General features: G+C 43.2%; 20 protein-coding genes and 1 riboswitch. Of the genes, 3 read left to right on the plus strand and 17 right to left on the minus strand.

The genetic code is table 11. The annotated features are described in order from the left end of the window. Window positions 1–325 precede the first annotated feature (325 nt). The 4 genes from ACYP5M_RS10465 to ACYP5M_RS10480 all read right to left on the minus strand — a co-directional run bounded on the left by ACYP5M_RS10465 (window position 326) and on the right by ACYP5M_RS10480 (window position 3797). Window positions 326–1513, minus strand: a complete 1188-nt coding sequence (locus ACYP5M_RS10465) for an amidohydrolase (RefSeq protein ID WP_434169709.1) — start codon at window positions 1511–1513, stop codon at window positions 326–328. Window positions 1514–1635: 122 nt separating this feature from the next. Further along, window positions 1636–1742, minus strand: a riboswitch (glycine riboswitch). A 238-nt stretch (window positions 1743–1980) separates the two neighbouring features. Then, window positions 1981–2787, minus strand: coding sequence for a DUF1444 domain-containing protein (locus tag ACYP5M_RS10470; RefSeq protein WP_101222965.1), 807 nt, complete (start codon window positions 2785–2787; stop codon window positions 1981–1983). Window positions 2788–2837: 50 nt separating this feature from the next. Further along, window positions 2838–3149: a thioredoxin family protein gene (locus tag ACYP5M_RS10475; RefSeq protein WP_101222966.1), complete on the minus strand. Its 312-nt coding sequence runs from the start codon at window positions 3147–3149 to the stop codon at window positions 2838–2840. A 108-nt stretch (window positions 3150–3257) separates the two neighbouring features. Next, window positions 3258–3797 carry a hypothetical protein gene (locus ACYP5M_RS10480; RefSeq protein ID WP_459735021.1) on the minus strand — a complete coding sequence of 180 codons (540 nt, stop codon included), beginning with the start codon at window positions 3795–3797 and terminating at the stop codon, window positions 3258–3260. 90 nt (window positions 3798–3887) lie between these two features. On the opposite strand from ACYP5M_RS10480, the gene ACYP5M_RS10485 reads away from it, so the two are divergent. Continuing rightward, the gene (locus ACYP5M_RS10485; RefSeq protein ID WP_241592555.1) at window positions 3888–4337 is read left to right on the plus strand and encodes a YtoQ family protein; all 450 of its coding nucleotides are present in this window, start codon (window positions 3888–3890) and stop codon (window positions 4335–4337) included. 132 nt (window positions 4338–4469) lie between these two features. Here ACYP5M_RS10485 and ACYP5M_RS10490 read toward each other — a convergent pair whose 3' ends face one another. From ACYP5M_RS10490 to ACYP5M_RS10500, 3 genes are all read right to left on the minus strand, one after another. Beyond that, window positions 4470–5339: a GyrI-like domain-containing protein gene (locus ACYP5M_RS10490; RefSeq protein ID WP_434167555.1), complete on the minus strand. Its 870-nt coding sequence runs from the start codon at window positions 5337–5339 to the stop codon at window positions 4470–4472. A 119-nt stretch (window positions 5340–5458) separates the two neighbouring features. Further along, window positions 5459–5980: a DUF84 family protein gene (locus ACYP5M_RS10495; RefSeq protein ID WP_434167556.1), complete on the minus strand. Its 522-nt coding sequence runs from the start codon at window positions 5978–5980 to the stop codon at window positions 5459–5461. 82 nt (window positions 5981–6062) lie between these two features. Continuing rightward, window positions 6063–7136, minus strand: a complete 1074-nt coding sequence (locus ACYP5M_RS10500) for a M42 family metallopeptidase (protein WP_053535952.1) — start codon at window positions 7134–7136, stop codon at window positions 6063–6065. Window positions 7137–7313: 177 nt separating this feature from the next. On the opposite strand from ACYP5M_RS10500, the gene ACYP5M_RS10505 reads away from it, so the two are divergent. Beyond that, on the plus strand, window positions 7314–7631 hold the full coding sequence (locus ACYP5M_RS10505; RefSeq protein WP_101222972.1) for a PepSY domain-containing protein: 318 nt from the start codon (window positions 7314–7316) through the stop codon (window positions 7629–7631). Between the two features lie 42 nt (window positions 7632–7673). Here the strand turns inward: ACYP5M_RS10505 and ACYP5M_RS10510 are convergent, their stop codons facing one another. Further along, the gene (locus tag ACYP5M_RS10510; RefSeq protein WP_427571704.1) at window positions 7674–8519 is read right to left on the minus strand and encodes a YtnP family quorum-quenching lactonase; all 846 of its coding nucleotides are present in this window, start codon (window positions 8517–8519) and stop codon (window positions 7674–7676) included. Window positions 8520–8661: 142 nt separating this feature from the next. Beyond that, a complete protein-coding gene (gene trmB, locus ACYP5M_RS10515) occupies window positions 8662–9300 on the minus strand; it encodes a tRNA (guanosine(46)-N7)-methyltransferase TrmB (protein ID WP_101222974.1) in 639 nt (212 codons plus the stop codon). Between the two features lie 253 nt (window positions 9301–9553). On the opposite strand from trmB, the gene ACYP5M_RS10520 reads away from it, so the two are divergent. Beyond that, a complete protein-coding gene (locus tag ACYP5M_RS10520; RefSeq protein ID WP_101222975.1) occupies window positions 9554–9829 on the plus strand; it encodes a YtzH-like family protein in 276 nt (91 codons plus the stop codon). On the opposite strand, the gene ACYP5M_RS10525 is transcribed toward ACYP5M_RS10520, so the two are convergent. The 8 genes from ACYP5M_RS10525 to ACYP5M_RS10560 all read right to left on the minus strand — a co-directional run bounded on the left by ACYP5M_RS10525 (window position 9830) and on the right by ACYP5M_RS10560 (window position 19255). Beyond that, on the minus strand, window positions 9830–10612 hold the full coding sequence (locus ACYP5M_RS10525) for a phosphotransferase family protein (protein ID WP_063232868.1): 783 nt from the start codon (window positions 10610–10612) through the stop codon (window positions 9830–9832). Between the two features lie 292 nt (window positions 10613–10904). Further along, window positions 10905–11936 carry a diacylglycerol/lipid kinase family protein gene (locus ACYP5M_RS10530; RefSeq protein WP_459735022.1) on the minus strand — a complete coding sequence of 344 codons (1032 nt, stop codon included), beginning with the start codon at window positions 11934–11936 and terminating at the stop codon, window positions 10905–10907. Next, a complete protein-coding gene (locus tag ACYP5M_RS10535; RefSeq protein ID WP_459735023.1) occupies window positions 11848–12849 on the minus strand; it encodes an NERD domain-containing protein in 1002 nt (333 codons plus the stop codon). The genes ACYP5M_RS10530 and ACYP5M_RS10535 overlap by 89 nt, the downstream gene beginning before the upstream one ends. A gap of 19 nt (window positions 12850–12868) precedes the next feature. Further along, window positions 12869–13426, minus strand: coding sequence for an RNA 2',3'-cyclic phosphodiesterase (thpR, locus tag ACYP5M_RS10540; RefSeq protein ID WP_459735136.1), 558 nt, complete (start codon window positions 13424–13426; stop codon window positions 12869–12871). A gap of 437 nt (window positions 13427–13863) precedes the next feature. After that, the gene (locus ACYP5M_RS10545; protein ID WP_459735024.1) at window positions 13864–15102 is read right to left on the minus strand and encodes an Nramp family divalent metal transporter; all 1239 of its coding nucleotides are present in this window, start codon (window positions 15100–15102) and stop codon (window positions 13864–13866) included. Window positions 15103–15304: 202 nt separating this feature from the next. Then, window positions 15305–16159: a D-amino-acid transaminase gene (gene dat / locus ACYP5M_RS10550; RefSeq protein ID WP_434167560.1), complete on the minus strand. Its 855-nt coding sequence runs from the start codon at window positions 16157–16159 to the stop codon at window positions 15305–15307. Between the two features lie 20 nt (window positions 16160–16179). Beyond that, window positions 16180–17592 carry a dipeptidase PepV gene (pepV, locus tag ACYP5M_RS10555; protein ID WP_459735025.1) on the minus strand — a complete coding sequence of 471 codons (1413 nt, stop codon included), beginning with the start codon at window positions 17590–17592 and terminating at the stop codon, window positions 16180–16182. A 325-nt stretch (window positions 17593–17917) separates the two neighbouring features. Next, complete coding sequence (locus tag ACYP5M_RS10560) at window positions 17918–19255, minus strand: MATE family efflux transporter (RefSeq protein ID WP_459735026.1); 1338 nt, start codon at window positions 19253–19255, stop codon at window positions 17918–17920. Window positions 19256–19649: the final 394 nt, after the last annotated feature.

Here is a 19649-nt window from a genome sequence, read left to right on the forward strand (position 1 = left end):
TCTATTTTTTTATCGCACTCTTACTAACTTAACGTATTTCGCAGAACTCCTACCCTATTAAACCCCTTCTGGTATGAGTTTAAACCTGCACTTCGTGAAATAACATTAGCCCTTAGTCTACTATTTAAATAAAACACCGCTGTTAAATCGCGTTTACAAAGAGATTAAGTTTTCATGCGGCGCAAGAAGCAGACTGGTCAATTCATTGAAGCATCCTTCACGAAACCTCCGGTGGCATCCTGAAACCCATAAAACACCGTTCGTTAATACCGAACGGTGTTTTGTGGGTTTCTGCACTTTTTTGCAAACAAATATACCAATGGAACTATTCCCATTCATAAAAATCGCATACAACTTGGGCCACTGATTTGGATGCGATCAAAAGGGCATCTTCATCAATGTCGAATTTGGGATGGTGATTGAAATATGCCTTCTCCACCCCTTTTGGTTTGCAGCCAATGTAAAAGAAGCAGCCAGGAATCTTTTCTGCATAATACGAAAAATCCTCTGAACCAGAGAAAACCGGAAATTCCATAACCTTTTTAATATCTTTGTCTTTCATGCTTTCCAGACTATTTTTCACGAATCCAGTCAATTCAGGGTCATTATATAACGGAGGATAATCAGGCACATATGTTAGTTCGCACTGAACATCAAATTCCGTTTCTATCCCTTTAACGATGCGGTGGATTTCCCTATCGATCAGCTGTTGGGTCTCTGCTGTCATATAACGAACATCCCCTTCAATTTCTATACGATCTTTAATGACATTAAAGCTTCCTTTTCCATCGAAGGAGCCGATTGTGACCACGCCCATATCAAAAGGGTTCAAGCGGCGGCTGATCACGGTTTGTACGGCTGTCACGAAATGGGCGCCTGCCACAATGGCATCATTGGCCATATGCGGGGACGAACCATGGCCGCCTACACCCTTAATCGCCAGCTTGAAATAGGTCCGTCCAGCCATCGAATAGCCGCCGTGATACCCGACAACCCCTGCAGGATGGGACGGAAATAAGTGGATTCCAAAAACGGCATCAAGTTCATCCAAAAACCCTGATTCCATAATGCTCTTTGCTCCACCTGGGGGTGTTTCTTCTGCATGTTGATGGATTATTTTAATCGTACCGGATAGGGAATCTTTAAGCTCATTGATGCAGTCTGCCAGAACCAATAAATAAGCGGTATGCCCATCATGTCCGCAGGCATGCATGACACCTTCATTTTTTGAACGGAACGGGACATCCGCTTCTTCTTTAATCGGCAACGCATCGAAATCCGCACGGAGACCTATCGTTTTCCCAGGTTTTCCGCCTTCGATCGTTACGATGATCCCTAATCCATTTCCTACATTCGTTTGAATCGACATATCCTTACCCTTATAAAAATCAATGATATATTGTGCCGTTTTCTCTTCTTTGAAGGATAGTTCCGGGTTCTCGTGTAAATGACGGCGGATTTGAACCATTTCCCCTTTACGGGCTTCCAGCATGTTCATTAATTTGCTTTTCACGTTCACGTTTATTCTCCCCCTTATTTCAAGTTGAGCATATTAGTAGTTCCATGTTCGCTGCATGCCTTCCGATACAAAGTGCCCATTAAAAAAGGGCAGAGAAGGATTGCGTAAACTTACCGCTCCCCTTCTCTGTCCTTTTCACCTGAGAGTTTAGCTCCATTTTTGGACATGGAGATTTCCCCTTTGGTGGCACACTGCTTCCTGCGCACTCTCCAGAGCTGCGTCCAGCTGCGGTTCCATTTACCTGAGGGATTTGCTCCAAGGGATCTTTTTGGAACTTGCTCCTTCGGTGGCTCAATGCTTGCACTCTCCCACAACGTTCATCCGCTTGTTCTTTTTATATTCTCAAAATATTCCAATTATATTATCGCCGATTAAAAAATAAATATCAACTCTGAGTTATAAACTCTATTAAACTTTAAAAGGACCGCTGCCAGATGCTGACACGGTCCTTTTGTGATTCATTATTGTTCAGGCTTTTTGTTTTTACCCATAATGAAGATGGGCTCCAACTCATTTTCTTCATAAAGGAATGATAGAGCCGTTATCGGAACATGACCGCTGGCAAAGAAGCTCATCGCCATTTGCGCAAGAATATCATAGCCCGTATCATTCTTCACATCGGCAATGATGATGACATCCTGATGTGGAATGGCCACAGCCATGGTTCCCTCGATCTTGTCCTTCATTTCCCGAAGCCATGATTCATTTAGAATCCTGCTGGCATCATATCCATCATTCGTGTTCAAAAAATAAAATGCATTACCTGCAACGATATCCGACTTCATTTCAGTGGTGAGGGAACGGGCATTGAATAGGGCAATTTCACGGATCCTGTCACCCTGCCAATTTTCCCGTTGAATCATCTTTTCATCTATAAGACGGTAGGTTTTCCCTAAATCAAGGGCATAAAAAACCCGGGTTTCAGCCGTATGCTCATCGAATAAAAACGGATTTCCTTCTTCGGATTCCATTGGAAAGGAGGTCGAGCGGATGACTGGGAAAATGAATTTCTCCTTGCCTTCCATACTGTGTTCTTCCCCCATCACATTCAGGGCCTCTTCCACGTAATAGGTAATTTCATCGATGGCCTTTTCCTGTACGTTTTCATAGTTAGCAAGCACAGGAGGCAACTCGATGGTGATCCCCTTCCCGGTCTTCACATTTTCCACCCGTAACGTATCTTGCTTGCTATCGAATTTGAATGAGCGATTCTCATCTTTTAAACGCTCCTTCAAGATATTTTTCAGCTTCGTGCTGTCCATTTTCATGACTGACCCTCCTCTTCATTGAAAAATCCCCAGCGAGAAGGGGAAATTGATTATAGTGATTGAATGAATTCCTCAATTTGTTCTTGCGTTTTGCGATCCTTGCTCACAAATCTGCCTAGCTCCTTGCCATTATCATAGGCAATGAAACTTGGTATACCGAATACATCATTAGCCGCACACACATCGATGAATTCATCACGGTCCACATAAATGAATGTAAAGTCAGGAAATTTCGTTTCAATCTCCGGCATTATCGGTTCGATTACACGGCAATCTCCACACCATGTTGCTGAAAAAAGAAAGATATGTTTGCCTTCATTTTTAAATGCATCATATTGCTCTACTGTTTGTAATTTTTCCATTTGTATATTCCTCCTGCTCTAAATGACACCTTATTTTTTATAATCCCATCATACCAGAGTCTCCAGGAATCAACCATTAATACGGATCGGTTGAAAGTCACTGGCCTCTTATTTCTGGGGCACGGATGAAACGATTTCCATCATTTGTTTTGCATCGGTTTTTAATTGGTCTTTATCCGTTTCGGTTGTCAGCTTCACTCCGCCGATTCCCACTGCAAGCTCATACTTTTCTTTCGGTATCTCTTTAATCGAAATAAAGCCGAATTTATCATCGGTTTGAAAAGAATGCAGTACTTCAAATTGATCCTCTTGTTCCTTTATGGCCAAATATAACACGGAGCTGTCTTCTTTTTCATTCGGATTGACAAATAATATATAAATCTTATCACCTTTTTGTAAAATCAAATTATTATCATGTTCTTCCACTACTTTAAAATCGTTTGGCAGATAGACCTGAATTAGGCCTGCCTCTTGATTGGGCTGTTTTTCATCGTCACGAAAAGCCAATTCAGCAGCCTTCATTGCCTTTTCGGTTTGTCTTTCGATACCTGAGCAGCCCACGATCAAACTGCTTATCAACAGGAAAACAAGAAAATTCTTATTCGATAAAGCCATCGTCATTCCTCCAGCCGTCTCTTTTACTACCATATGGATAATATTATCCTTATTTACGGAATTCATCCATTTTCTAAAAAACATGGTACAATGAAAGCAATTTTATTATCGAGGAGGAAAACAATGAAGTTAATCGTGTATCTTGCTGGGGAGATCCATTCAAATTGGAGAAGCGAGTTGAGAGATAAGGCCGCTGCACTGAAGCTTCCTTTAGAATTCGTCGGCCCGATGGAAAATCATGAACGCTCCGATAATATCGGTGAAGATATCCTCGGGGAACAGCCGAACCCTATCCTGAAGGATGCGGCCGCTTCCCAAATCAATAATTTACGGACAGGTCTTTTGATGAAAAAAGCCGATCTTGTCGTCGCCCTGTTTGGCGAGAAATATAAACAGTGGAATACTGCCATGGACGCAAGCACCGCCATTTCCCTGGGTAAACCGCTTATTTTGATTCGTCCGGAATCCCATCATCATGCCTTAAAGGAATTATCGGAAAAGGCGAGTGTCACGGTAGAATCCGTTAACCAAGCCATGAAGGTGCTTTCTTATATTTTTGAAGAAGGGCTGTAAAACTCCCTGTCCCTTAACCTTCCAGCTCAAGTATGAAGGATTTTTGTTTACCAAATAAAAAGCTTGCAGGAGAAAGTTAGATCCCTAACCTCACCTGCAAGCGAAAAACGAATAAATTTTGATGGTTGAACACTATTTCTTTTTAATGGGAATCCAAATTTCGGAGTAATAGTCTGGGTTTGAAGCGTCGTCATTCGCGTATACTTCCAATTCTGGAGTTCCGGCATGTTCATGACCGCTGGTAGGGAACCATTCGGAAAAAATTCGCTTCCAAGCTTGTTGGATGCTATCAGGCATAGGTCCGTGAACTTCGAATGCAACCCACTTGGAAGCCGGTATCGTAAGGGTTGAAAACTCTTCAGGCACTTTCCCGGCATACTCTGCACCTATCCAATAATCCATCGTTTCATTTTTTTCCACAGCCCGTTTATCGACGCATACACCAATCAAGCCATCTATTTGGCCATTGTTCAGCTTCGCTAACCTACCCCCTGTTCCATCCGAATTCACTTTCTCCCACATCTTTGGAATCCCGATCAAATTCTCTTCATTAATCAAGGAAAACTCTTGCTTGATTCCAATCAATTGAAAGGAATCCCTTTCAAGGATATTGTATTTCATCGGTTTTGCCCCTTTCAGAATCACCTGTATCACCAGGCGTTCATAGAATTTCAGCTTCCCCATATACTTTCGGGCTTCGCTTGGAGATACCCCATGCTGCCTTCGAAAAGCTTTCGAGAATGCCTCGGGGGTGTCATAGCCATACTTGTAGGCTAAATCAATGACCTTGCCATTTGTTGATGAAATTTCCTGGGCCGCTAAGGTCAGTCTTCGTCGCCGGATATAGTCACCAATGGTTATATCCGTTAAAATGGTGAATGTCCGTTGAAAATGAAAAGCTGAGGCATTCGCCTGCCTGGAAATGCTCTCGATCGTCAGGTCCTCCAATAAGTGCTCTTCGATATAGTCGATGGCCTTTTGGATTGATTCAACCCACCCCATATCCGCTCACCCCTTGTCACTATATTAGCAAAGCCGCTCAATAAAACCCTGTCCGTTCCTGCTCTGTTTTGGCAGTGTTCGTTTCCATCATTCGAAGCACACCTTTCCATGGCAGTGATTCAAAAATCCTGCTTTTTCATTTTTAGCTTATATTCGTATTGACCGGCTAACATCCTCATGATATGAAGGAACATTTCGCCCCTAGTGATTCGCTCATTTGTAAATACGCCGATTGCTCCTTCCTTTTTACTTATATTCTCTTGCCTTGTGAAGGCATCCATCACCGGGCCCAACTCTTCACCGTCCAGCAGCTTCCCGGCAACAATTCCCGGTACCGGGATTCTCGCTCCGGCAGCTACAAAGACCTCGCCGTCCCTCGTGGCCATTGCACCCCAATTGCACAGAAACAGGGCTTGTCCCATTTTCACGACACCGCCTTCAAGTCCGATACCCATATCGGCATCACTGTGAATCAAGCAATTCCGGGCACGTGTCATTGCCCCCTCCATCGTTTCCTCGTCTGAAAAAGGCTGTTCCGGGACCCCGCTCTCCACTTGAAGCGAAATGATTTTAGCATCTTCATATACACCAAGCACGGCACTTATTTTCGCCGGATTCTTACTGCCTACTGCTATTTTCAATATAATTACCTTCCTTCTATGTAAAAAAAAGCTGATGGAAAAGGATTCATGACAGCATCCCTTTCCATTTCAGCTTCCTCCATCAACCGTTTTTTATCAAGGTCTCGAATGTCGTTTTATCACAGGAACGAACCAATTTACCAATCAGTTCTCGTGCAGCGGCATAATCATCAATATGAATCATGGATGCATGAGTATGAATATAGCGGGAACAAATGCCAATCACCCCGCTTGGAATGCCTTCGTTTGCAATATGGACTTGCCCTGCATCCGTGCCGCCTTGGGAAACGAAATATTGATACGGAATCTCATTCGACTCTGCCGTATCAAGGATGAATTCCCTCATGCCGCGATGCGTTACCATCGAACGATCGAAAATGCGTAGCAGTGCCCCTTTTCCAAGCTGACCAAATTCACTTTTACTGCCGGACATATCGTTCGCCGGACTTGCATCCAAAGCGAAGAAAAGATCCGGTTTGATCATATGAGCTGCAGTTTGAGCGCCCCGTAATCCCACTTCCTCCTGGACAGTTGCCCCGGAATATAAGACATTCGGTAACGTTTCACCTTTTAAATCTTTTAACAATTCAATCGCAAGTCCGCAGCCGTAACGATTATCCCACGCTTTTGCGAGAATTTTCTTCTCATTGGCCATCGGCGTGAATGGACAAATCGGTACAATCTGCTGACCTGGCTTAATACCGATCCTCTTAACATCTTCCTTATCATCCGCCCCAATATCAATCAGCATATTTTTGATATCCATTGGTTTTGAGCGTTGCGACTCATCAAGCAAATGAGGCGGAATCGAACCGATGACACCAATGACCGGACCGTTATCAGTTATGATTTCGACTCTTTGGGCCAAAAGCACTTGACTCCACCAGCCTCCTAGGGTCTGAAAGCGGATCATTCCATTTTCCGTTACGGAGGTAACCATGAATCCCACTTCATCCATGTGCCCGGCAACTAGTACAGTCGGACCATCCTCATTGCCTCTTTTTACGCCAAATATTCCGCCAAGGCGATCTTGGACGATTTCATCGGAATACTTTTCCAGCTCACTTTTCATGAAACTCCGAACTGCATGTTCATTTCCCGAGGCTCCCGGTAATTCCGTCAATGTTTTAAAAAGCTCCAAAGTCTCATGATTCATTTTTCTACCCCTAACCTATGTATTGTTTCTTACTATTTTACAGAACTTAGCATCGTGTTACACTAGAAAGTTCTAATTTATCAGTTAATGGGTAAAATTTCAAATTATTAGTCAAATAAAGCGTTCTTCTGTATACTGGAAGAAGTGATTTTAATAAATGCAATGGAGGAGAAATCAATGAATTGGAAAACGTTTTTACTGGGTACTGCAGCCGGGTTTGCTGCGGGCTATGCGACAAAACAACTATTGGATCAATCTAGTAAACCTTCTCCCGATAAAGTCTTGGCCCAAGTGAAGGAAACAGTCAAAAAAGATGGAAATATATATGGCTCATGGATCTTGATGAAGCCGGAAAACTATTCAAAAAATGATTTGGACTATGAAGTTTACAAAGGCGGGATCACCAGAAACACAGAGGGTAAACGCGAGCAATTCGAATTTGTTGCAGATGCCTCAACAGGAACGATATTGGAGCTTAATGCGCAAAATGATTGAAACATAAAAGGAGGGTCGTCAAAATGACGTCCTCCTTTTGCTTTACCGCTTCCGTTTCAATTCGTCTATTATCTCCTTACCCGTTCCATCCCATTTGATGGCACAGTATTGTGCATCATGGTAAAAGCTGTACCAAGACCCATTTTCCAGTCCGGATTTCATCCACTTTTCCTTCGCTTCGATGGAAGTCATCGGATAATCATCATATGCGAGGACCCAGAGGACATTCGCATGGGCATGCGTCGGCATAATATCTGCCATGTGAATCAATCTATCCCCGGCATCCTCAATGATGATGATCGCATGTCCATCACTATGTCCCCCAGTATGGATCATTTTAATACCGTCCGTAATTTCCTGCTCACCTTCAAAAGGACGTACAAGAGAAGCGACAGCCTCCCAGTTTTCTGCCCAATATGTACTTTTTGATCGAATATTCGGGTTTTTCATTTCATCCCATTCAGTTTGGGTCGTAATGATTTCTGCACGCTCGAAAACAGGCACCCAAGTTTCACCATCACGTTTCGTCAAACCGCAGGCATGGTCGAAATGTAGATGGGTCATTAAAATGTAATCGATATCATTTGGCTGAAGCCCAAGTCTGCCAAGATCTTCGACAAGATTGGATTCCTCCGTCACCCCAAAATTCCGTTTCTGCTTGTCATTCAGCTTTCCATTGCCAATACCGGAATCTATAAGCATGTTCAATCCATTAGCCTGCACCAAAATCGGATCCGTTCTTAGTTCGATTTGGTTATTTTCGTTAACAGGATACTTCTTGGACCAAAGCGGCTTCGGTACAACACCGAACATCGCACCGCCATCCAAGTGAGTCACACCGCCATTCAACCATGTTAATTTAATTTCCCCTATTTGCATCTTTTCCATTATACCCCTCCTCTTCCTATAGTTTAACACCCACTTCCATATATTGAAATTGATAACGATCAAGTCATCCTTGTGATAGAAATACACCCGATAAACGATAAAAAACCAGATGCTGTGCACCTGGTTTTTTATCTGTTTATGATTATTGGAACATTGCTTCCAATCTGTATATCCGATTGCCTTTACTCGAGAACTTTTCTTCATATTCAGTCATGATATTGCCTTCAAAATTGCTGTTATGCAGATCAAGGCTTACATATTTCAAGAGCATGCCGTATTCGGAAATACTCTTCAAGGAAGATTCGAATAACCCTTGGTTATCCGTCTTGAAGTGGATCTCGCCATTGTCTGGCAGGATGCCTTCATATACTTCGAGGAAGGTCTTATACGTTAACCGACGTTTTGCATGACGTGATTTCGGCCACGGATCAGAGAAGTTCAAGTAGACGCGATCCACGTCACCTTTTGCAAAATAATCCCCCAAGTTCGCTGCGTCAACATTCAACAGCTTTAGATTTGGAACATCCGCTTCAATCAGCAAGTCCAATGCAGCTACAATGACGCTTCCATATACTTCAATTCCAATGAAATTCACATCAGGATGGGCTTTTGCCATTTCTGTGATGAATCGGCCTTTGCCCGTACCCACTTCAATATATAACGGATTATCGTTACCGAAAACTTCATGCCATTTACCTTTATGGCTCACTGGCTGCTGAATTACATATTGTGGAAAATCATTCAAACGGTCTTCAGCCCAAGGTTTATTTCTTAAACGCATGATGACACCCCTATTTATAATATAATCGTTCAAACCATACCACGAGTGGATGGATTCCTGCAAGTTGATTTTTTCAGGAAAAATCCTGCATGCACCGACTTAACAAATAAAAAAACTGCCGGCCATCCAGGCGACAGTCTCTGTAGTTTTCATGTATAAAACTTTCCGCAAAACACACCATAAATAAGTGAAGGGCAGGCAAGAACCACCTGAGAATCCCTTGAATCCATATTTAAGAAAGGAGAGGTATTATATGCCGCTTTCCCATGAACATCAAATGTCACTATTGAAAGATATATTGACCAATCATCAATCAGACTGCTGCGGATCCGTTTCTGAATGTGAACAGGTTGAAAGGCTCGTCAAATCCTTAATGATCAATATGGATATAGACAGCAATGTAAAAACGGTACTGACGGAGATTTACGAATACAGCCAGACTGGCATCGGTACCGCCGATTTAGATGCACATATTTCAACCCACCAGAACGACTTGTCCCAGTGGGTGGATGATATAGATCAATTCTGATCAGCCAACCATCAATAATGCTTCCAGTTTTTGCAGTAATTCATTTCTTTCCTCGTACCGCTTTCTGCGATGATGCCATTGGATGGAAAGCACAAGTTGTGAAACCGTGTGCCATTTCATCCTCATCTCCAGGCCTGCGTCTAGCTTCTTGCCGTAGCGGGCAAGCCATTGATTCCATTCTTCCCTTGGGACATATGAATACAGGAGTATGCCGAGGTCAATGGCCGGATCGCCAATGACCGCTCCGTCCCAATCAATCAGGAACAATCCGTCGGTTTCAGTCATGAGCCAATTATTATGGTTCACATCACAATGACAGACGACTTTTTCGTCGCATTCAATCAACAGGAGATTATTCTGTAAAAAATGGATGGCCTGCTTGATAATCGGAATATCCGTAACATCCGAAGATAACCCGGTTTCTATGTCTGTAAGTATACTTTCAGGTCGTAAAGGGGATTTCCCAAGCCTTTTGAGCATGCTTAACAAAGGATCGGATTGATGAATTTTTTGAAGCAGCTTTGCGACTCTTATATTGTTCATTTCCTGCTGAGATAGCTCCCTGCCTTCCATCCAATGCTGGGCCGTAATTACATCCCCGTTTTCCAGGCGTTTTGTCCACATTAACTTTGGAACAATGCCCTCAGCTGAAAGAACAGCTAAAAATGGCGATGAATTTCGTTTAAGGAAGAGCTTCTGCCCCTCTTTCTCGGCAATAAAGGCTTCTCCCGTAGCTCCTCCAGCAGGGGATATATCCCACTCCTGACCTAATAAATGTTCCAACTGGTTCACCTTCGATTTCCTCGCTTAATCATACAAATGTGGGTACGTTCACCTAGTGTATGTATTACCACTACTTTGAGTCCATGTTTTATAAAAAATCCGCCTGCTGGCGAAGCTGCATATATACTTGCATCGGGATGATACCCGCAATTAAAAACATCCTCATTTTAGAGAAATAAAAAAATAGCTATTGAGCAATTAAACAATAGCCATAAATTAAATTTTAGTTGAAAAACGGTTTCTTCGTCAAGTACTATAAAACGATTATACGCATAAAACAAAAACAAATAAATCATTTCATATTTTTGTCTCGGTTATCACCCTTGAACATGACGCGCAATTTCTCTTTCAGAACCACTGCAGCTACTTCGTTCCTACCAACAATTTCCCCGTCAGACTGGATTTTTACTGAACCTTGATTCTTCATTTTTATCATTTTACCAGAAAAAGAATCAACATTTTTAATGTTGAGGTGACCGCCCCATAAAACGGTGATGAAGACGGTCAATAATTTCAACAAAGTAATATCATGGACTGCAATCACGTTCAACCTGCCATCATCCACCTTCGACAATGGTGAAATTTTCATTCCACCTCCAAAGTAGGGCTGGTTCGCAATAACGATGAACCATACCTTTTTCAAAAGATGCCGTTTTCCATCAATGATCAATTCCATGCAGCTGGGCTTGTAATAAAATAACATTTTTATAAAAATCAACAGATAAATTAATTTACCCGCTCTGACAAAATTAAACCATTTTTTCAGGGGGGCACGGTTTGCTTCATCGGAAATTTCAGCATCAATGCCCATTCCCAGGCTGTTCACAAAATAACCCACCTTGCCATTCGTCTCGAACTGTCCAATATCAATGGTATTAAAGGCATTATCCTGAAATAAGGAAAGGGCTTCTTCCATACTCTCAGTTTTTTGAATGCCCCTTACATAATCATTGCCGGACCCAGCCGCAAGGGAGCCGATGATTGCGTGAGGGAAACCAATGGCGCCATTTATCATTTCATTTATCGTGCCATCTCCCCCAACAGCAATCACCCGGGTATCCTGATTAGTCCCTGATAGTATTTCCTTCGTCAATCTTAGCGCATGCCCCTTTTCCCGTGTGAAAAACACCTCATGGGGAACAGCTTTTGATTTCAGTATTTCCTCGGCTTTTTTCCAAATCTTTAAACTCTCTTCATTTCCAGCCACTGGATTGACAATGAAATACACCGTTTCATTAAGGTGCGGCATACTCATTTCCTTCTGGTTGGTTATATTCGGCTTCCCATTCAGGTCGCAGGCTGGATGTAGTTTGGCAATATTCAAGCAATGCCTGCGCCCCTTTTAACTGCTGTGCCTTAAGAGGAGACGATATTGCCCGCATCCTTTCAAACCATTCCGGGAAGGTCCGTTTATCCAATATCGTAATATCATAAGGGGCTTCTGGATAATCGACATATCCATTCCGGGATAAAATCACCTTTTTTATCGGCATGTTCACTTCATATAGCTCAAATAACTGGGAGACGATGTTCGTCATCCGATTTGCGCCCAACAAAGGATTGAGCACTTTTTTATCTGGATGCTTATGATGCCTGCGGACCCAGAACCGATCATTCGAACCGATGAATGCAGCGTCTTCTTCCGCTTCCAGAAAAGTGATGCACCAAGCATCAACAGGGGTCAATAAAATGACTTCGACTTCAACAGGCGCATTTTTCAATAGAAAGATAGGTTTATATAATACGAGAAACGTATCCGGAAAACGCTGCAGAAAAAAGCGGAGCCTCTCATCCAAAATGAATGATTGGTCCACAAATGACTTTTCATGAAGCGTCGAACTACCCCACTTCATTTGAAAGCGGAGTAATTGATTTAAATAATTTTGCTTTAATTCATCCAGACTGGCCGGACGGAACGGAAATCTTAATGAAAAAACATTAGCATCTTCATTCTGTGCCGGTATTGGCAGTTCTTCTGCTTCTGCCTCCTGTTTACCTGTCCAGTGGAAGATGCCTTTAACCTTTTTTAACAGGCCCTTCGACTCTTCCTGAGGCGGATCGAATTTGACTTGTGTTTCAGTATGCTCGCTATACAACCGATCTAGCTCGCCCGCATTATAAGCAGCCTTCAATTTATCCCATTGCTGTTTTTTCAAACGTGCAAATTGCGTTGGATAACGATAAATATCCTGCTCATACCGGGAAATATAATCCTGCATCTTTATGAGCTGTGCCATTTGACCACCACCCATCTCTCTATTTTTGAAGGTTTATCGTGAAAACCTTCTCGTATGAAGGGGACGCTCCAAGATGTGTTTGATATAACGCAACCTGATCTGCCTCAAAATGCTTATCCTTCATATTCGCTATCTGGCGGACGCTCTCCAACGAAAAGGGACTTTCACCCTCGAATTTTCTTGCCAGCGTTATATGAGGCTTAAACGGCTTTTTATCAAGTTCAAAACCCGCTTCGATACAAGAATTATAGACTTTCCTTTGGATGGCAAATAGCCTATCTTGCTGCTTGACGCCTGCCCAAAGGATCCTTGGACTGTCACTCCTGCCAAAACCGCCGATATCGCCGAGTTCCAAACCGAATGAAGCCTCATTGGAAAGCTCGCTTTCCACACGCCCCATGGCATCCTCTTTCAATGTATCGGTAGCATTGCCCAAAAATGCCATCGTAATATGATAATCGGCTGGATGCAGCCATTTCTTAAATGGAAATTCTGGCTTCAGTCGTTCCGTAACGGCATTTAAATAAGCCTTAATATCATCAGGCAATACTAAAGCAAAGAAAAAATGAGTATTCATGGTCACGTTCATTCCTTCCTATTTTCCCTTTAATTTTACCATAATTCCCATTGCATATACCTTTTCTTGGGCTTCCTAATAAATATTCCCTCCATCAGGAATATTCCAAATCATACTTACTATGAACACGGTCCAGGAAGGATTTTTTCGGGCTTGGTCGGATTATCACCCAGCTGGGTCGGATTATACCCGAGCTAGGTTGGATTATCTCCGAGCTAGGTCGAATGATCAACCCGCTAGGTCGGATTATCCGCGCACAAGGTCGAATGATCAACCCGCTGGGCCGGATTATCCGCGCACAAGGTCGAATGATCAACCCGCTGGGCCGGATTATCTCCGAGCTAGGTCGAATGATCAACCCGCTAGGTCGGATTAACGAAACACACAGCAAAAATCCAAACAAAAAAGGACCAAAGATTGGTCCTTCCCTGCTTCTTTTAACTAAAAACTGTTTCGTAAAGCAGGAACAAGTTCAGTCCAATGATAAGGACAGCTATAAGCCAAGCTACGCTCGAGGTGATTTTATGGTTGACCAGGCTGCCCATGATTTTTTTATTACTTGTAAACAAGATCAAGGGCACTAGGGCAAACGCGATGCCAAACGAGAGTACAACTTGGCTCATCACAAGTGCTTTGGATGGATTCACTCCCCATAATATTATGAGCAGGGGCGGAACGGTTGTAATGATCCTTCTCAAATAAATGGGTATATGTCTTTTAATGAATCCCTGCATGACTACATCACCGGTCATTACACCAACGGATGAGCTGGATAAGCCGGCAAATAAAAGTCCTATTCCAAAAAACATCGCGACTGATGGTCCAAGCATGGCCCCGAACTGTTGGTAGGCAACATCCAAGTCCTCAACCAGTGCTCCATTCTTATGAAATAGGGCAGCTGAAACGATGACCATGGCGGCATTGATCGCACCTGCAATCAACATGGCGATGACAATGTCAATGAGCTCAAAACGATAAATCCTTTTTCTTTCCAAATCGTTTACTCCGACTATTCTTCTTTGCGTCAAAGATGAATGAAGGTATATCGCATGTGGCATAACGGTGGCTCCAAGCATACCGGCTGAAAGTAAAATACTGTCCACTCCCTCAAACTTTGGAGTGAAGAGTCCTAAAACAACGGCTGATGTATCAGGTTTTGCATAAAAAACTTGAGCACCAAATGCTATCACAACTACAAATATCATGACAGTGATCAGAGCTTCGAATGTACGATAACCCCTGCGCTGGATTTCCAAAATGGCAAAGGAACCAATCGCTGCAATTATTGCCGATGTGATAAGCGGTAAGTCAAATAGCAAATAAATCCCTAGTGCAGCTCCTATGAATTCAGCCAGGTCGGTTGCCATTATAACGGCTTCGGCCTGAATCCATAAGAAGAAAGATGTTTTTTTCGAAAATTTTTCCCTGCATAACTCTGGAAGGTTCTTTCCAGTGACTATTCCCAATTTAGCTGATAGTGATTGTATTAGCACAGCCATTAAATTGGATGCGAAGATAACCCATAATAGCGTATAGCCATATTTTGATCCGGCTGTAATATTGGTCGCATAATTCCCTGGATCAATATAGGCCACAGCTGCTATAAAGGCAGGCCCTAGATAGGGAAGAAGTTTTTTTATTCCTCTCGAAGAAGATTGATGCAACGCATCGGACATATCTATGTCAACTCCTTTTTATACGCAACTTAAATTGTTGCGACAGGTAAACTTTTTAGGTTATTAGCAAGTATATTCCTGGTTCTTGAAAATGTCAAAAAGGGAGGATTGCATATGGAGTAATTAACTCGGAGATGTCTATCTCGCTTCCGCCTACACATATAAAAACCCCTTTGCCAATAGTGGCAAAGGGGTTTTTTTTCTAGTTAACGGAACCGCATTGCTTTTCGATTTCCTCGGAAAACAGTTTCTGCAGTCTTCGGGTAATCGGACCGGGTTCCCCGGCTGCAATCGATTGGCCATCGATATTTATAATTGGTGTCACTTCGACGCTAGTGCTTGTATAAAGGACTTCGTCGGCTGCCATCATGTCCTCGACCGTGAAGGCTTCTTCGACATAGGGAATCCCATGATCCGCGCAAAGTTTCAGCATCACCTGACGAGTAATTCCATTCAGGATCAAGTTTGTGGCCGGATGCGTTTTAAGTTGCCCATCCACCACGATTGATACATTTGACGAACTACCCTCCGTCACCGTACCATCACGATGCTGGATCGCTTCATCACAGCCTGCTTCGATCGCTTGCTGTTTAGCCATTATATTACCAAGTAGATTTAAACTCTTGATATTACAGCGCAGCCAGCGTATATCGTCGGTGGTAACAGCATTGACCCCTGGCTTCATTTTGCCTGTATAAGGCATTTCCTTTGTATAGGCGACAAAGACCGGTTCCACCTCTGCAGTTGGAAAAGAGTGTGTACGCGCAGATACTCCTCTTGTCAGCTGCATATAGACGATACCCTCCTTCAGTTGATTTTCAGCGATCAGCTTTTTCATGCGGGTTTTGATTTCCGCTATGGTAAAGGGAACCTTCATCTGTATCAACTTCGCACTGTCGATCAGACGGTTCAAATGCATATCCCCTGTAAATAATTCACCATTATAAACCCGGATGACTTCATAGACGCCATCACCGAATTGATATCCCCGGTCTTCAATATCTACCTTTACTTCGGACCTGCTTTTAAGGTCGCCGTTAAAAATGATTTTTCCCATGTCTTCTCCCTCTTTACCTCTTATTTAGCCAATTCATGAATGGCACGTGCATAAATGGACGTAGCCTTAAGCATATCCTCAATATCAATATATTCATCTTTCTGATGCGCAATGTCTTCGCTGCCTGGGAAAAGCGGGCCAAATGCAACACCTTCTTTCAATGAACGGGCATATGTGCCGCCGCCAATCGAAAGAAGCTCGGCTTTATCACCTGTCTCCGCTTCATACACTTCCTGCAAGGTCTTGATCAAGAAGCTTTCACTGTCCACATAATGTGGAGTTGAATGCGAATTAGTCTTCACTTTCAAATTATATGCCGCAAGCCTTTCTTCCAGCGCCGCCTTTTGCTGTTCCCACTCAAACGTGACCGGATAACGCATGCTGAAACCGATCGAGCTGTCGCCTTGTTTAGAATAATTGAAAACGCCGGCATTGATCGTCAATTCTCCTGTTTGCTCATCCGAATAAGCCACACCTAAATTATTTCCGCGGGAATCTTCGAACAAACGATCCTTGATGAAAGTGAAGTAGGCTTTCGCATGCGGATCAAGAGTGAGATCAGCTAAAAATACGGCTAAATGTAGACCTGCATTTCTTCCATTGTTCGGTTCCATCGCGTGTGCCGAGACACCATTCATTTCAAGCAGCACTTGATTTTTTTGCGGAACGGCTTGCCCCTCCAATGAGTACTTTTGCAAATAATCCTGATAGTTTGCCGCCACTTCAGCAGTGTTGTCCGTTTCCACAATAGCCGTCGCAAAATCCGGTACCATATTCGTCCTTCGACCTGAAGAAAACTCGATGACATTCACGTCTGAGTTCGTGCCATTTCCTGCATCGGCAGGATGGATAACCGAGAAATCCCAGATTCCTTTTTCCGCACTGATGATCGGGAAGTCAGCATCTGGTGCGAAGCCTATCGAGGGCATTTCCTCCACTTCAAAGTACCGGTCAACGCAGCGCCAATTCGATTCTTCATCGGTTCCAATGATCATCCTCACACGTTTGTTCAAAGGTTCTCCTAGCTCCCGGACCAGCTTCATCGCATGATAGGCAGCCATCGTCGGCCCTTTATCATCGATTGCCCCGCGGGCATATATGCGGCCATTGCGGATTTCAGCGCCAAACGGATCCGAACTCCAGCCTTCTCCCTCTGGTACCACGTCGACATGGCATAAAATCCCGATTAACTCCTCGCCTTCCCCCATTTCGATATGACCAGCGACATTATCGACATTTTTCACAGTAAAACCGTCTTTTTCGCCTAATTGAAGCATGAAATCAAGCGCTTCCTTCACCCCTTTACCGAGTGGGGCCTCCTCTGTCGGGTGTTCTTCATCAAGTACACTTTTTATTTTCAATAAGTTTTGTGTGTCCAGTAATAAGTCCATTTTTCGTTTTTCAACTTCTTCTCGCCAATTCAATTCACTCAAAATACGACAACTCCTCTTATATATATATTTTTCATTTTATCACTTTTACTACCTGATTCGCCAAGCGTTGCTACCTATTCTTCGTATTCCCGTATTATCGCTACCGTCAAACTACCGATAAAAGCCCTTACATAAATAAAAAACACCCCGTTGATTTCCTCTCCAGGCACTTGCTTTCCGCGGGCGTTCCGGGAGCCTCCTCGGCGCTATACGCCTCCGGGGTCTCCCTTGGACGCGCTTTTCCCGTAAGAGTCTCGCACACCTGTTCCATCAACAAAAATTTAGATAGACTTCCTTTTGTCTACAAAAAAAACACCCTCTTTTATTAAAAAGAGGATGATTTCATTAAACTATCGGCATCCATAAGCTTTGTAACTTTTCGGTTTAGCCTTGGGATGTATAATGCTAAAAACAAAGAACGTCCTAAACTGAAAGCCAGGAATGCAAGCCATAATCCATGATTGCCATGATTGCTGACTGCTGCGAATTGGACTATTAGAAAAGCCATTAGTGCAAGGAGCATCGAGTTCCTTACTGGAACGGCTTCAGTCGCTCCGGTGAACACTCCATAAAAAATGAGTCCGATAAAGGCAGTGAACGGGAATAGAACTATCCAAAGTCCATATTCATGGGCCAATTCGATGACGCCGGGAATATCCGTGAAAAGGAGAATGACCTCATCGCTGAATAGATAGTAAGATGCGGCAAGTATGAACGAAGCATACAAGCCCCACCGTGCCGATAGTGAGAGTGTTTTTTTATAAAGGTTTATATCTTTCGAACCAATCGCCTTCCCGACCAGAAGACTCGATGCATTCGCGAAGCCATCAAAGCAATAGGCCATCAGGTAATGGATTTGAATGAGTACGGCGTTTGCTGCCAGTGTCTCTGTCCCGAAAGTGGCTCCCTTGGCCGTAAAAAGATTGAAAACCGTGATCAGGCAAATGGTCCTGATGAATAAATCCCTGTTGACCACCATCATTTTTTTCAGGGATGCCCGATCGAACCCCTCCCGGAATGAAAATGAATCCGGTACGTTGACCGCTTTCCGGATCACCCACAAGCCCAGGAAAAACGCGGCAATCTCTGATATCAATGAAGCGGCAGCAACCCCTGATACAGACCATGAAAAGCCATTTACAAAAACGAGGCATAAGACTATATTGATCACGTTCATGAAAACTTGAATGAACAAAGATGTTTTTATCCTGGATTTCCCAATTAACCAGCCTAAGATGACATAGTTCAATAATGCAAAAGGTGCCCCCCATATCCGGATGCCGAAATAGTCTGCGGCAAAGGCGGAAACGTCCGATTCCGGACCGATTGCGCCTAACGAAACATTCAAAATGGGCTTCTGGATCACGATAAAAAGAAGACCGATGATCGCTGCTATGAAAAATGGCCGAACCAAGGCCATCAGGCTTTGCTTTTCATCCCTTGCCCCCTCCGCTTGTGCAGCGAAGGCAGATGTACTTACCCGAAGAAAACCAAAAAGCCAATACATCGTATTAAAAATAATGGTTCCGACAGCCACTCCGCCAATATAGGCGGGATCGCTCAACTTTCCAACCACAGCCGTATCGACCGCACCAAGCAAGGGCGTACTCATCGTCGAAATCGTAAGCGGGATGGCCAAGGAAAGATACATTCTGTTATTCATAAAATGATGACCTCCAATGTACAGAAAAGTTCTGAAAAGTTAGAATTGGAATGATGTTATAAAAATTTGTATCCAAAGTACAAAAAGTTTGCAGTATTCCATTTTAATCACTAGAATTGAACATATGGTGCTCCCCAACATGCATACGATGCCTCTACAAGATTACTTGTTAATCGGTTCAAATAGAACGGATTAAGCTATTTTAGATATTGATGATCTACGGTATCAAATTTGTAGATTAAAAGATTGATAACGCTCTCAACATGGGAATTCCTTTTTCCACAAACGTACATGAATTTTTTTACCCAGCAAGAAAAAGCAAAATCGCAAGCGAAAAAATAAAAAGCTTGACGGATTTTAAAAGGAGTTATAGTATTGCTCGTTGATAATATAA

The sequence above is a fragment of the Peribacillus sp. N1 genome (genome assembly GCF_054600815.1).

Coding starts and splice junctions, on each gene's coding strand:
- ACYP5M_RS10470 (WP_101222965.1), bottom strand. CDS start 2,787: ATGAAAATGGACAGCACGAAGCTGAAAAATATCTTGAAGGAGCGTTTA.
- ACYP5M_RS10475 (WP_101222966.1), bottom strand. CDS start 3,149: ATGGAAAAATTACAAACAGTAGAGCAATATGATGCATTTAAAAATGAA.
- ACYP5M_RS10480 (WP_459735021.1), bottom strand. CDS start 3,797: ATGGTAGTAAAAGAGACGGCTGGAGGAATGACGATGGCTTTATCGAAT.
- ACYP5M_RS10485 (WP_241592555.1), top strand. CDS start 3,888: ATGAAGTTAATCGTGTATCTTGCTGGGGAGATCCATTCAAATTGGAGA.
- ACYP5M_RS10490 (WP_434167555.1), bottom strand. CDS start 5,339: ATGGGGTGGGTTGAATCAATCCAAAAGGCCATCGACTATATCGAAGAG.
- ACYP5M_RS10500 (WP_053535952.1), bottom strand. CDS start 7,136: ATGAATCATGAGACTTTGGAGCTTTTTAAAACATTGACGGAATTACCG.
- ACYP5M_RS10505 (WP_101222972.1), top strand. CDS start 7,314: ATGAATTGGAAAACGTTTTTACTGGGTACTGCAGCCGGGTTTGCTGCG.
- ACYP5M_RS10510 (WP_427571704.1), bottom strand. CDS start 8,519: ATGGAAAAGATGCAAATAGGGGAAATTAAATTAACATGGTTGAATGGC.
- trmB (WP_101222974.1), bottom strand. CDS start 9,300: ATGCGTTTAAGAAATAAACCTTGGGCTGAAGACCGTTTGAATGATTTT.
- ACYP5M_RS10520 (WP_101222975.1), top strand. CDS start 9,554: ATGCCGCTTTCCCATGAACATCAAATGTCACTATTGAAAGATATATTG.
- ACYP5M_RS10535 (WP_459735023.1), bottom strand. CDS start 12,849: ATGGCACAGCTCATAAAGATGCAGGATTATATTTCCCGGTATGAGCAG.
- thpR (WP_459735136.1), bottom strand. CDS start 13,426: ATGAATACTCATTTTTTCTTTGCTTTAGTATTGCCTGATGATATTAAG.
- ACYP5M_RS10545 (WP_459735024.1), bottom strand. CDS start 15,102: ATGTCCGATGCGTTGCATCAATCTTCTTCGAGAGGAATAAAAAAACTT.
- dat (WP_434167560.1), bottom strand. CDS start 16,159: ATGGGAAAAATCATTTTTAACGGCGACCTTAAAAGCAGGTCCGAAGTA.
- ACYP5M_RS10560 (WP_459735026.1), bottom strand. CDS start 19,255: ATGAATAACAGAATGTATCTTTCCTTGGCCATCCCGCTTACGATTTCG.